The sequence below is a fragment of the Rhodococcus sp. P-2 genome (assembly GCF_016598535.1).
Classification (GTDB): Bacteria; Actinomycetota; Actinomycetes; order Mycobacteriales; family Mycobacteriaceae; genus Rhodococcus_F; species Rhodococcus_F baikonurensis.
In genome coordinates this window covers 4041430-4054020 of the sequence record NZ_CP066779.1, presented here as the reverse complement: position 1 = coordinate 4054020, position 12591 = coordinate 4041430, and the positions used below count along the sequence as shown (strand labels likewise).

12 protein-coding genes are annotated in these 12591 nt (G+C 63.1%); 5 read left to right on the top strand and 7 right to left on the bottom strand.

Annotation, left to right across the window (positions count from 1 at the left end; all coding sequences use genetic code 11):
* Window positions 1-83: 83 nt before the first annotated feature.
* The 4 genes from ectA to I7X09_RS19150 are packed head-to-tail and all read left to right on the top strand — an operon-like array spanning window position 84 to window position 3266.
* Window positions 84-599 carry a diaminobutyrate acetyltransferase gene (gene ectA, locus I7X09_RS29470; RefSeq protein WP_234036632.1) on the top strand — a complete coding sequence of 172 codons (516 nt, stop codon included), beginning with the start codon at window positions 84-86 and terminating at the stop codon, window positions 597-599.
* A 48-nt stretch (window positions 600-647) separates the two neighbouring features.
* Window positions 648-1910 (top strand): diaminobutyrate--2-oxoglutarate transaminase, encoded by a 1263-nt coding sequence (gene ectB / locus I7X09_RS19160; RefSeq protein ID WP_234036631.1) that lies wholly within the window; start codon window positions 648-650, stop codon window positions 1908-1910.
* 15 nt (window positions 1911-1925) lie between these two features.
* Window positions 1926-2324: an ectoine synthase gene (locus I7X09_RS19155; RefSeq protein ID WP_095969734.1), complete on the top strand. Its 399-nt coding sequence runs from the start codon at window positions 1926-1928 to the stop codon at window positions 2322-2324.
* Window positions 2325-2333: 9 nt separating this feature from the next.
* Window positions 2334-3266 (top strand): D-isomer specific 2-hydroxyacid dehydrogenase family protein, encoded by a 933-nt coding sequence (locus I7X09_RS19150; protein WP_200313294.1) that lies wholly within the window; start codon window positions 2334-2336, stop codon window positions 3264-3266.
* Between the two features lie 44 nt (window positions 3267-3310).
* Here the strand turns inward: I7X09_RS19150 and I7X09_RS19145 are convergent, their stop codons facing one another.
* A complete protein-coding gene (locus I7X09_RS19145; protein ID WP_200313293.1) occupies window positions 3311-3832 on the bottom strand; it encodes a VOC family protein in 522 nt (173 codons plus the stop codon).
* Between the two features lie 50 nt (window positions 3833-3882).
* Here I7X09_RS19145 and I7X09_RS19140 point away from each other — a divergent pair, with 50 nt between their 5' ends.
* Window positions 3883-4740, top strand: a complete 858-nt coding sequence (locus tag I7X09_RS19140) for an NAD-dependent protein deacetylase (protein WP_200313292.1) — start codon at window positions 3883-3885, stop codon at window positions 4738-4740.
* On the opposite strand, the gene proB is transcribed toward I7X09_RS19140, so the two are convergent.
* The 6 genes from proB to ndk form a co-directional block, all read right to left on the bottom strand.
* Complete coding sequence (gene proB, locus I7X09_RS19135) at window positions 4713-5816, bottom strand: glutamate 5-kinase (RefSeq protein WP_166811430.1); 1104 nt, start codon at window positions 5814-5816, stop codon at window positions 4713-4715. The genes I7X09_RS19140 and proB overlap by 28 nt on opposite strands.
* 44 nt (window positions 5817-5860) lie before the next feature.
* The gene (gene obgE, locus I7X09_RS19130; protein WP_019749068.1) at window positions 5861-7312 is read right to left on the bottom strand and encodes a GTPase ObgE; all 1452 of its coding nucleotides are present in this window, start codon (window positions 7310-7312) and stop codon (window positions 5861-5863) included.
* A gap of 209 nt (window positions 7313-7521) precedes the next feature.
* On the bottom strand, window positions 7522-7791 hold the full coding sequence (gene rpmA / locus I7X09_RS19125) for a 50S ribosomal protein L27 (protein ID WP_003944532.1): 270 nt from the start codon (window positions 7789-7791) through the stop codon (window positions 7522-7524).
* Window positions 7792-7833: 42 nt separating this feature from the next.
* Window positions 7834-8145, bottom strand: coding sequence for a 50S ribosomal protein L21 (rplU, locus tag I7X09_RS19120; protein WP_003944533.1), 312 nt, complete (start codon window positions 8143-8145; stop codon window positions 7834-7836).
* A gap of 318 nt (window positions 8146-8463) precedes the next feature.
* Window positions 8464-11721, bottom strand: a complete 3258-nt coding sequence (locus I7X09_RS19115) for a translation initiation factor IF-2 N-terminal domain-containing protein (protein ID WP_200313291.1) — start codon at window positions 11719-11721, stop codon at window positions 8464-8466.
* Between the two features lie 449 nt (window positions 11722-12170).
* Window positions 12171-12590, bottom strand: a complete 420-nt coding sequence (gene ndk / locus I7X09_RS19110) for a nucleoside-diphosphate kinase (RefSeq protein ID WP_003944527.1) — start codon at window positions 12588-12590, stop codon at window positions 12171-12173.
* Window position 12591: the final 1 nt, after the last annotated feature.

The following is a 12591-nucleotide window of genomic DNA, read 5'->3' as shown; positions in this document are numbered from 1 at the left end:
CCTGGGGCGCAACGGGTTCCGCACGGCCCGAAACGGACATCTGCATGACTTCGACAGCAATGATTGTTACGTTCAGATGACCGATGAAGCCTGTTGATACGAGAGCTATCCCGACCACCGCGCCGGACGCGGTGTTGTTCAGAAGCCCACAGATCGATGACGGAGTCCGGCTCTGGGAGATCGCACGTGATTCGAAGGTGCTCGACCTCAATTCGAGTTATGCATACCTGTTGTGGTGCAGGGATTTCAGCGCGACGTCCATCGTCGCAGAGGTGGACGGCCGTGTAGTCGGATTCGTTTCCGGTTACACCCGCCCCAGCGCACAGGAAACCCTGTTCGTGTGGCAAGTTGCGGTCGACGAAGACCAGCGCGGCAAGGCAATTGCTGCCCGCATGCTGTCCGACTTGATGGATCGCACTGCCCCGCTGGGTGTTACACATCTGGAGACGACGATCAGCCCCGACAACGAGGCTTCGATCGCACTCTTCACCGCGCTCGCACGTCGGCGCGAAGTACCGATAACCAGGCAGAACTTGTTCTCGCCCAATGATTTTCCCGATGGACACGAAGCCGAAGATCTTTACACGATCGGCGCCTAGCGCACTTCGCGCTCGGCATACAGCATGCCCCGGAGGAACAAAGAAGATATGAATATCAACGAAGCAAGCATTTTCGAAACCCTCGAGTCCGAGGTTCGCAGCTACTGCCGTGACTGGCCTGCAGTGTTCACCAGCGCATCCGGATCGTGGATTCGTGACGAAAACGGGCGCGACTACCTCGATTTCTTCGCCGGTGCCGGCGCCCTCAATTACGGTCACAACAACCCGGTGCTCAAATCTGCACTGGTCGACTACATCATGAGCGATGGCATCACACACGGCCTCGACATGTCGACAGTCGCCAAGCGTGAGTTCCTCGAGACCTTTCAACGCAACATCCTCGAGCCGCGCGGCCTGGACTACAAGGTCCAGTTCCCCGGCCCGACCGGATCGAACACCGTTGAGGCTGCACTGAAGCTGGCCCGCAAGGTCACCGGACGTTCGGCAGTCATCAACTTCACCAACGCATTTCACGGGATGACACTCGGTGCACTCTCCGTGACCGGCAACTCGATGAAGCGCGCGGGCGCCGGTGTCCCCCTTGTGCACACGACACCGATGCCCTTCGACAACTACTTCGACGGCGTCACCGAGGACTTCCAGTGGTTCTCTCGCGTTCTCGACGATTCCGGCAGTGGAATCAACCGTCCCGCGGCAGTCATCGTCGAAACCGTGCAGGGTGAAGGCGGCGTCAATGTCGCTCGTCCCGAATGGCTTCGAGCACTGGCAACGCTGTGCTCGGACCGCGGCATCCTGCTGATCGTCGACGACGTCCAGATGGGTTGCGGTCGCACCGGCCCGTTCTTCTCCTTCGAAGAGGCCGGAATCGTTCCCGACATCGTCACACTGTCCAAGTCGATCGGTGGCTACGGAATGCCCATGGCGCTCACGCTGTTCAAGCGTGAACTCGACGTCTGGGGCCCGGGTGAGCACAACGGCACCTTCCGTGGCAACAACCCCGCGTTCGTCACCTCCAAGGTGGCACTCGATCACTACTGGTCCGACGACGCACTCACCAAGACGACGTTGAAGAAGGGCGCACGCATCAGCGAATGCTTCGCCAATCTCTCCGATCAGTTCCCCGGCGAGGTCTCGCACCGTGGACGCGGCCTGGTTCAGGGCCTCGTCTTCGAACAGCCCGAGCGCGCCGGCAAGGTCTGCCAACTGGCATTCGACGAGGGATTGCTCGCCGAGACCTCCGGACCCTCTGACCAGGTTGTGAAACTGCTTCCGGCACTGACGATTACCGACGACGAGCTCGAGCACGGCCTCTCCATCCTGGCCGAGGCGACACTCAAGGTCTGCAGCTAGAGGAAGGACTCTCCCATGATCGTTCGCACCACCACCGAGATCACCGACACCGACCGCGACATCACGAGTGAGGACGGAAACTGGCGCAGCAAGCGCATCGTCCTCGGCGGCGACCGCGTCGGGTTCTCGTTCCACGAAACCACCATCAAGGCAGGCTCGGTCAACGAGTTCCACTACGCCAACCACGTCGAGGCGGTCTGGCTCGTCGAGGGCACCGGCAAGCTGATCGACCTGGACAACAACGAGGAATACGATCTCGCGCCGGGGTCGATGTACCTGCTCAACGGCCACGAGCGTCACCGCGTCGAGCCCGATACGCAGATGCGCATGCTCTGTGTGTTCAATCCGCCGGTCACCGGGCGTGAGGTACACGACGAGAACGGTGTCTACCCACTGGTGGAGGTCCCCGCGTAGCGTCTAGTCATGGCGACTGACACCTCTCCACGCGTAGCGATCGGCCCCGTCCCCGATGCACTGCTCGACAGCGCGGTGCTTCGGGGCGGTGGTCTGATCAGTCCGATCGACACTGCCGACGCCCTGATCTGGGCGGGCTCACCCGAAACCTTTCCGTCGGAGTTACCGGCGTCGGTCAGGTGGGTGCAGCTGCCGTCGGCCGGAATCGAAGATTGGTTCGACTCCGGTGTGATTCCGAAGGACACCGATATCACGTGGACCTCGGCGGCCGGCGCGTTTTCGCCATCGGTGGCCGAGCACGCGCTCATGCTGCTGTTGGCCGGAGTTCGTCACCTGCCTGCGCACATCGAGGCTCGAACGTGGCGTCAGTTCGAGTTCTTTCCCAAGATCGGCACACTCCGTGGTTCGACCGTTGCGATCATCGGCGCAGGCGGTATCGGCCGCGCGCTGATTCCGATGCTGGCCGCGCAGGGGGCGGACAGCATCGCAGTCAATCGTTCCGGTAGCCCTGTCCCCGGGGCGATCTCGACGTACCCCGCATCCAGGATGGATGAAATATATTCTCGCGCAGATCACTTCGTGATCGCAGCGCCCGCCACCCCGGCTACCCGTCACCTCGTGGGCCGTGCGCAGTTGGCGGAGATGCAACCCCATTCCTGGGTGATCAATGTCGCGCGCGGATCACTGGTGGACACCGACGCGCTGGTCGAGGCAATCGAGTCGGAACGGATCGGCGGCGCTGGTCTCGACGTCACCGATCCCGAACCCCTCCCGGACGGTCACCCTCTGTGGGATCTGACGAATGCGATCATCACACCCCATGATTCAAATCCGCCGGGCGTTCGCCCCGCCGCGTTCGCGGATCACGTCTCCAAGAACGTGACCCGCTTCGCGAAGGGCGAGGCGCTGGCTGCCCTCGTGGACCCGGTCGCCGGATACTGAGCACGCCGTCGAAGCTCGAATGCTCAGACGACGGTTACCACGAATTACTGTGGCGACTCCGTATCAGGGAAGAAGAGCGCCCGCGCCCGGCGAGCGACTTCCTCGGCTGGTACGTCCTCGACCTTCGTGCAGACTGCCCATCGGTGACCGAACGGATCGAGAAAAACGCCATGCCGGTCACCCGAGAACGTATCGGCGACAGCCGTGACCAGCGTGCCTCCCTCAGCAACGGCCCTAGCGACAAACTCGTCCGTGTCCTCGGTGTAGACGACGATCGACGAATGCACCCAGCCGTCCTGTGGTGATTTGAGTCCGAAGTCCGGCATCTCCTGCGAGAGCTGCAGCATCGAATCGCCGATCCGGATCTCCGCATGCATGAGGGAGCCGTCAGGAGCGTTCATCGCATCGACAATCTCAGCTCCGAGTGCTCGCTTGTAGTAGTCGAGTGCGGCATGACCGTCCGGCACCGCGAGGTAGGGAGTGATCGTGCGGTAACCAGCGGGGATTGGGTTCACTGTGCTCATGCGTACGAGTATTGGGGATCGCACACGTGTTCTATTGAACATTTCGGACTTCCTCCGTGCCTCCGTCTCGCACACGCGCCTATCCTGGAACGGTGCCTACCGACAACAGCCGCCTCGACGCCCTTCCCGAGCTCCTGGCCGGCCGTCGCCTGGCAATTCTGACCGGCGCAGGAATCTCCACCGACTCCGGAATCCCGGACTACCGCGGCCCTGATTCGCCACCGCGCAATCCGATGACGTTCCAGCAGTTCATCGGCGATGCGGCGTTTCGACGGCACTACTGGGCGCGCAACCACATCGGCTGGCGATACATGGACAGCTCGCGGCCCAACCAGGGCCACCGGGCCGTCACGACACTCGAGCGAACAGGGCGTGCTGTCGGCGTGATCACCCAGAACGTCGATCTCCTGCACACCAAGGCCGGCGCTCGAAACGTCATCGACCTCCACGGCACATACGCGCAGGTTCGATGCCTGAGCTGCCAGCGGTTGATCTCCCGCACCACTCTCGCGGAGAGATTGGAAGAAGCCAACCCTGGATTCGCCGAAACAGTCTCTGCTGCAACAGGAGTCGAGATCGCACCCGACGCAGATGCCGTGATCGAATCCACCGCACACTTTCGCGTCGTGGATTGCGACGTATGCGGTGGGTTACTCAAACCCGACATCGTCTACTTCGGTGAATCCGTCCCGAAGGAACGTGTTGCCAGGGCGTACGGACTCGTCGACCAAGCCGACGCACTGTTGGTAGCCGGGTCGTCGTTGACGGTGATGTCCGGCCTACGTTTCGTCCGGCATGCCGCCAAGGCTGGGAAGCCGATCGCCATCGTGAATCGTGGCACGACGCGCGGCGACGAATTCGCCGACCTCAAGCTCGAAGTCGGTTGTGCTGAAGCACTTTCCGCCCTGGTCGAGCACGACAGTTACAGCGCCACCAAGTCGTCCGCGTGAACCACGGGACGCTGCATGTCTGCCGGTAGATCGGCGGTGGAGCGCCCCAGGATCTCCTCGATCTCCGCAGCGTCGAATGCGACGACACCCCGAGCGACGGGCTTCTCCCCCGGTCCCATCAGCGACACGACGTCGCCCGCATGGAAATCGCCGGACACACCGACGATGCCCGCCGACAACAGGCTTCGACGCTTGGACACCACCGCGCGAACGGCGCCTTCGTCCAGGTGAAGGTCACCCGATGTGTCCGCGGCGTGGCGGACCCAGAATCGGCGGGCCGACAATCGCGTGGGCCTGGGCGCAAATGCCGTCCCGACGTCGGCACCACTGAGTGCCTGCGCAGCGTCCGAGGCTGCCGCGAGCAGCACCGGCACTCCGGAATCAGCGGCCAGGCGTGCTGCAGAGAGTTTCGACGCCATGCCTCCGGTACCGAGAGCGCCACCCGAACCGGCAACGACTCCGTCGAGATCCTCGGGACTGTTGACCTCGGGAATCAGTGTGGCATCGCCCTTTCGGGGATCGCCGTCGTACAGGCCGTCCACATCCGACAACAGGATCAACGCGTCGGCGCCGACGAGATGAGCAACCAGAGCGGCCAGCCGATCGTTGTCACCGAATCGAAGTTCGGTGGTGGCAACTGTGTCGTTCTCGTTCACGATCGCGACTGCGTGCAACACCCGCAGACGATCTAGCGTCCGCTGAGCGTTCCGGTGCTGCGTCCGTCGAGCGATGTCGTCCGCCGTGAGAAGTACCTGCCCGACGGTGCGCCCGTACCGGGCGAACGACGTACCCCAGGCGTGAGCCAGCGCCAACTGACCGACGCTGGCCGCAGCCTGCTTGGTCGCGAGATCGCGCGGTCGCTTGGTCAGTCCCAGCGGCGCCAGTCCGGCGCCGACGGCACCGGACGAGACGACGACGACATCGGAACCCGCACGCATGCGTGCCTCGATGGCATCGGCCAACAGATCGAGTCGGTGAGTATCGAGTCCCGCCACCAGACTGGTGAGTGCAGACGACCCGATCTTCACGACGATACTGTGAGCCGACGCTATCGACTCCCTGGTGGACCCGAGCACAGTCCCGTTCCCTCTCTTCGGTTTTCGTCCTGAAATCGCGTGAGTCAGGCGTCTTCGTCGAGCAGGCCGCGGCGGACGCGACGAGCATGCTTGCGCTCGTCTGCGCCGATTCGCTCCACCTGATCGAGACGCGGGTCGGTTCCGCGACCCGTACGGGTCAGATCGATACCGGCCGGCGTCATCGGCTCCCACTCGAAGCTGACGTCACCGATGGTGACGGAAGCTCCTGGCTGAGCACCCTTCTTGACCAATGCGTCCTCGACGCCCAAGCGTGCAAGACGGTCGGCGAGGTAACCAACGGCTTCGTCGTTGTCGAAGGCGGTCTGACGAATCCACCGCTCCGGGCGGGTGCCGCGGACGACGAACCCACCGGGAATATCGGGATCCTTCTCGATGGTGAAGCTGGAATCCTTGACTTTGACCGGGCGAATGACCTGACGCTTCGGCTCGGGCTTCGGATGAGCCTCGCGGTAGTCACGGACCATCTTCGCCAGCGCGAAAGTCAACGGTCGCAAACCTTCTCGGCTCACCGCCGAGATGGTGAAGACAGGCCACCCGCGCGCTTCGATCTCAGGCGTGACCATTTCGGCCAACTCTGCTGCCTCGGGAACGTCAGTCTTGTTGAGGATGACGACCCGCGGACGCTTGTCGAGGTCGCCGAGTCCCGAGTCGCCGGAGAGCGCGGGCGTATATGCAGCCAGCTCCGCTTCCAAGGCGTCGATGTCGGAAATCGGGTCACGTCCCGGATCGAGAGTGGCGCAGTCGATCACGTGTGCCAACACGGCGCAGCGTTCGATGTGGCGCAGGAAGTCCAGGCCCAGACCGCGGCCTTCGCTGGCACCGGGGATCAGCCCGGGCACGTCGGCGACGGTGAACGTGGTGTCACCGCTCGAGACGACGCCGAGGTTGGGGACCAGAGTGGTGAAGGGGTAGTCGGCGATCTTCGGCTTGGCCGCAGAGAGAACCGACACAAGCGAAGACTTACCGGCAGAGGGGAATCCGAGCAGACCGACGTCGGCTACCGACTTGAGTTCGAGAACCAGGTCACGTTCGACACCGTCTTCACCGAGGAGGGCGAAACCGGGAGCCTTGCGGGCCTTCGAGGCGAGCGCCGCGTTGCCGAGTCCGCCGCGGCCGCCCTGAGCAGCGTCGTAGCGCGAGCCGACACCGACGAGGTCGGCCAGCACGTTGCCGTCGGTATCGAGAACCACAGTTCCATCCGGAACCTTGAGGATGAGATCTTCACCGTTTGCACCCTCGCGGTTACTGCCGGCGCCCTGCTTGCCGTTGGTCGCCTTCGCGTTGGGATGGAAGTGAAAGTCGAGGAGGGTGTGGATGTTCTCGTCGACCACGAGGATGACGTCGCCACCGCGACCTCCGTTGGCACCGTCCGGACCGCCGAGCGGTTTGAACTTCTCGCGGTGTACGGAGGCGCAACCATTGCCGCCTTTTCCAGCGCTGACGTGCAGCACAACACGGTCAATGAATCGGGACATGACTGCCGGATCCTTCCTCAGTCAATTGCGGGTCTCACGCGATGAGCTGAACTCTGGTGAGCAGGGTTGCTCGGGAAAACAGGTACTGCTTAAACAAACGATAGGGGCGGACCGGGTTATTTCAACCCTGGTCCGCCCCTATCGGGAGCTTGGAACGCGTCACTCTCTTACCGAAAGTAGAACCGGTGACGCACAACTAGCGAGAAAGACTAGACCTCAGCCGCAACGACGGCCGGAACGATGTTCACGGTCTTGCGTCCACGCTTCTGACCGAACTCGACTGCACCGGCAGCGAGAGCGAACAGGGTGTCGTCGCCGCCACGGCCGACGTTGACGCCGGGGTGGAAGTGCGTGCCGCGCTGGCGAACCAGGATTTCGCCTGCGCTGACCGACTGGCCGCCGAAGCGCTTCACGCCGAGGCGCTGGGCGTTTGAATCGCGACCGTTACGGGAGCTGGATGCACCCTTCTTATGTGCCATGCTATTGACCCTCCTCGGGTGAAATTAGCTAGAAAGAACTGGTTACTTGATGCCCGTGACCTTGAGCACCGTGATCGGCTGCCTGTGGCCCTGACGCTTGTGGTAACCGGTCTTGTTCTTGAACTTGTGGATGCGGATCTTCGGGCCCTTGGTGTGCTCGACGATCTCACTGGTGACTGCGACCTTGGCCAGCTTGGCCGCGTCGGTGGTCAGGTCAGATCCGTCGACCACGAGAACGGGAGCAAGCGAGACAGCAGTGCCGGGCTCACCCTCGATCTTCTCGACCTTGACGAGGTCACCAACAGCGACCTTGTACTGCTTTCCGCCGGTCTTGACGATCGCGTACGTTGCCATCGGAGGGCTACCCCTTGCTTCTTCGAACTTGCTCGCGCTGCTGCCTGAGGCTTCAAATGCATCGCGACTGGTCTGGTTTATGTCACCTCGGCTCGGTACTGACGTACCGGGACATTCACGCGCACTCTAGGCACACGGAATCTCTACCGCCGGGTGGCGACCCTCCAAGGTTACGGGAAAGCAACCGTCAGGGTCAAACCGCCCCGCCGAGGGGTGGTGCTCACTACTCTGTACTGCTTCTACCAGCTGAAACTTCGGATAACGGTTGGATGCCCTCGCTCATCGCCAGGACATCCAACCGACCGAAACCGATAGTTCTTACTCTCCGTCGACCGGCGGACCCGCGGGACGTGCTGCTGCACGCCTGCGACGAGGCCGCTTGACGACGACAACTTCTTCCTCGGCCGGAACCTCGATGGCCGGAGCCTGGACGTTCTCCACGACCGCTTCCGCTGCGGGTTCCGGAGTCGGAATCACGAAGACCGTGCCCACCTCGGGAGCCGCCTCGGCAACCGGTGCCGACGCTGCCCGCGACGCCCGGCGACTACGCCGACGACCTCGCGGAGCTGCTTCGGCCGAAGCTGCAGCCGACTCGTTGTCCACTGCGGGAGCTTCTTCCGCAGCAGAGTCCACAACAGAAACGTCAGGGCGCTCAGTAGCAGCAGGAGTATCGATCGGCCGATCCTGTTGCCGATCGGCACTTTTGGATGCATCGTCCCCCGAAGACGTACCAGCGGAATCGGACTCGATCGAGTCGGCCGCGACGGTCTCGTCGTCCTCGTGGTGATGCGAGGCCATCGCCAATGCCACCGGATGAGCCCGCTTGACCGTCGCGTCGACGGCCGGAACCTCCGGCGCCGGAGCTTCCTGTCCGTTGGATTCGGTCGAAGCCGACTTGTCCCCGCGGCCACGCTTGTTCTTGCGCGAGGTACCGGAATCACTGCGCTGCGAGCCCGAACGCGATCCGCCGTCGTCCGAGGACTTCACCTCGACGGGCTCGGAGTGGACGATGATGCCGCGGCCGTGGCAGTGCTCACAGGTAGTCGAGAAGGCCTCGACCAATCCGGTACCCAACTTCTTGCGAGTCATCTGCACGAGTCCGAGTGACGTGACCTCCGACACCTGATGGCGCGTGCGATCGCGACCCAGGCATTCGGTGAGCCGACGCAGAACCAGGTCCCGGTTCGATTCGAGGACCATGTCGATGAAGTCGACGACGATCATTCCGCCGATGTCCCGCAGGCGCATCTGGCGAACGATCTCCTCGGCTGCTTCGAGGTTGTTACGAGTGACGGTCTCTTCGAGGTTTCCGCCGGCTCCGGTGAACTTGCCGGTGTTGACGTCGACGACAGTCATGGCCTCGGTGCGGTCGATCACCAGGGTGCCGCCGGACGGCAGCCACACCTTGCGATCGAGCGCCTTGGCCAACTGCTCGTCGATACGGCGAGCCGCGAAGACGTCGATACCGTTGTTCGGCGTGTACTTCTCGAGCCGCGGAAGCAGGTCGGGCGCAACGGAGTTGATGTAGTTCTCGACCGTCGTATGCGCCTTCTCGCCCTCGATGACCAGCTTGGAGAAGTCCTCGTTGAACAGATCACGAATGACCTTGACCAGCATGTCAGGCTCTTCGTACAGCGCCTGCGGGTTGCCGGACTTGCCGGTGTCCGCAGCCGCGGCCTGCTCCTCGATGCCGGCCCACTGAGCCTGCAGACGAGTCACGTCCCGCGCCAACTCTTCTTCGCTGACGCCCTCGGACGCCGTGCGGATGATCACGCCGGCGTCGGCGGGAACGATGTCGCGCAGGATTTCCTTGAGACGCTTGCGCTCGGTGTCCGGAAGCTTGCGGCTGATACCCGTGGACGTACCACCGGGCACGTAGACGAGGAAACGACCGGCAAGCGAAATCTGTGTGGTCAGTCGAGCACCCTTGTGACCGACCGGATCCTTGCTGACCTGAACGAGCACCTGATCGCCAGGCTTGAGAGCCTGCTCGATCTTGCGCGAGTTGCCACCGAGACCGGCGGCCTCCCAGTTGACCTCACCGGCGTAGAGAACACCGTTGCGGCCACGTCCGATGTCGATGAACGCAGCTTCCATGCTGGGGAGCACGTTCTGAACACGTCCGAGGTACACGTTGCCGACCATCGACGCTGATGCCGAGTTGGTGACGAAGTGCTCGACCAGCACTCCGTCTTCGAGGACTGCCACCTGTGTAGTCGCATGCGGTTGACCGCTGTCTGCTCGATCGCGCACAACCATGACGCGATCGACGGCCTCACGACGGGCGAGGAACTCCGACTCGGTCAGGATCGGCGGGCGACGACGGCCCGCGTCACGACCGTCGCGGCGACGCTGACGCTTCGCTTCCAGACGCGTCGAACCACTGATGCCCTGGACCTCGTCCTTGACGCGGGTCTTGTTGCGAGGTTCGCGCTCGTGAACGACGGTGTTCGGCGGATCGTCCTCGGACGTCGCAGTCGCGTCGGTGGCTCCATCGGTTCCGGTCTTGCGACGGCGACGGCGACGGCGACGGCGGCTCGATCCGTCGGCGTCGAGATCGGAATCGTCGGCGTTCTCGGAATCCGCATCCGCGGTGGACTCGGACTTCTCACCGGATTCTTCGCCGGCAACGTCTTCGGTTTGCTTCTCGACTGCCACAGGGGCAGATTCCTGCTCCGAGTCGGTAGCGGTATCCGACTCTTCGTCCGAACCCTGCTCGCTGCCCTGATCTCCACCCTGTTCTCCGCGGCCACGGCCACGTCCACGGCGTCCACGACGACGGCGACGCGGCTGATCGTCGTCCTCGTCATCGGACTCGGCGCTCTCACCCTCGGTTTGCGGAGCGGTCACAGCCGGCTCTTCGACGGCAGGAACTGTAACCGGCGAGGCCTCGGGTGCGACTGTTTCGGTTTCCGCAGTCTGCTTCTCTTCGACGACTGCCGGTGCTGCGGGCTCGCGGCGAGCGCGACGGCGACGCGGAGCTGCCTCGGCTGCTTCGAGATCCGGCTGCAAGAACAGCGGGACCTGCGGCGCGGCGGGGGCCGCCTCGGGCTGATGGGTCTGCGGTGCCTCGAAGGAAGTGAACAGATCGGACTGCTCGGCTTCCTTGCTCTGCAGCGCAGCAGCGGCGTCAAGTCCAGCGCTGATCTCGGCGACAGCCGGATCCACCGCTTCTTCGGCTGCCGGCTCTTCGACAACTACTGCCTTTTTGCGGGTTCGACGAGCCCTCACGGGCTTCTCGGCCGGAGCCTCTGCAACAGGAGCCTCCGCGGGGGCTTCTGCAGCAGGCTCCTCGGCAACAGGCGCCTCGACAACCGGGTCGATGAGGGTGTCGAGCTCGGCGACGACCGGCTCGATGGCCTCGGCCGCGGAAGTCAGCGACGCGTGAATCCGCTGGGCAACGTCACGCTGGAGACTCGACTGCGCACTACGCAACTCGGTACCGAGCGCTGCGGCTTCGGCAAGGACCTGCTTGCTGGTGACACCGAGCAGCTTCGCCAGCGCGTGTACGCGCATCTTGTCGGGAAATTCCGGGGTGGTGCTGGAATCTGATTCGGTTGGGGATTGATCGGCCACGTAAGTCTCCTCAGCCCCCGGGCGCGTCCAACCCAGAAGTCGAGTTGTCACGCGGCCACGCGGGAGCGTGCTGTGTGTACTCGCACCCAGAAGTGAGTGCGAGATTGTAAGGTCTCGCTCCGCATGGATCGCAGTGCCCGTTATTCACTGCGAGCACATGAAGTGCCTGGCTGGATGGCCGTTGTCCTGTGCGCGAGCGCCTGATCATCCAGCGTGCAGAGGTCCAGGGATTTCCTGTTGACCTGGAGCAGCGATGAAAGGGCATCGAACCTAGGTGTCATCCGGTTGAACGTGCGTAAAACAAATTGCGGTTCAACTGAAAGCAGTATCCCACATCAATGCGCCTGCAACTGCAAAGGGCGCACCGATGTGGGATACGTGCCGAGAATTCGCTGTGGAGATGTGGGCCCAAGGCCCGTTCATGTGGGCCGGAGGCCCGAATCGGAGATTCAGATGGACGACAGCGCGGGGAACCACAGAGCGATTTCGCGCTCTGCCGACTCCACGGAGTCACTGCCGTGAACGAGGTTCTGCTGCGCTTCGAGTCCGAAGTCGCCGCGGATCGTGCCCGGAAGAGCCTTGTCTACCGGGTCGGTTCCGCCGGCCAACTGACGGAAAGCAGCGATGGCGCGGGGGCCTTCGAGCACTGCGGCCACCAGCGGACCGGAGGTGATGAACTCCAACAAGCTCGGGTAGAACGGGCGCTCGGCGTGTTCTGCGTAGTGGCTACCAGCCACCTCTTCGGAAGCTACGCGGAGGTCGAGTGCTGCAATTGTCAGGCCTTTGCGCTCGATACGGCTGAGGATTTCTCCTACGTATCCACGGGCAACGGCGTCGGGCTTGATCAGTACGAGGGTGCGCTCAGTCACA

What these genes read in the sequence shown, in the direction of transcription:
- I7X09_RS19145 (WP_200313293.1), bottom strand. Translation starts at nt 3,832, where the DNA reads ATGTTCAATAGAACACGTGTGCGATCCCCAATACTCGTACGCATGAGC.
- rplU (WP_003944533.1), bottom strand. Translation starts at nt 8,145, where the DNA reads ATGGCAACGTACGCGATCGTCAAGACCGGCGGAAAGCAGTACAAGGTC.
- obgE (WP_019749068.1), bottom strand. Translation starts at nt 7,312, where the DNA reads ATGTCCCGATTCATTGACCGTGTTGTGCTGCACGTCAGCGCTGGAAAA.
- I7X09_RS19150 (WP_200313294.1), top strand. Translation starts at nt 2,334, where the DNA reads ATGGCGACTGACACCTCTCCACGCGTAGCGATCGGCCCCGTCCCCGAT.
- ectA (WP_234036632.1), top strand. Translation starts at nt 84, where the DNA reads ATGAAGCCTGTTGATACGAGAGCTATCCCGACCACCGCGCCGGACGCG.
- I7X09_RS19155 (WP_095969734.1), top strand. Translation starts at nt 1,926, where the DNA reads ATGATCGTTCGCACCACCACCGAGATCACCGACACCGACCGCGACATC.
- rpmA (WP_003944532.1), bottom strand. Translation starts at nt 7,791, where the DNA reads ATGGCACATAAGAAGGGTGCATCCAGCTCCCGTAACGGTCGCGATTCA.
- ectB (WP_234036631.1), top strand. Translation starts at nt 648, where the DNA reads ATGAATATCAACGAAGCAAGCATTTTCGAAACCCTCGAGTCCGAGGTT.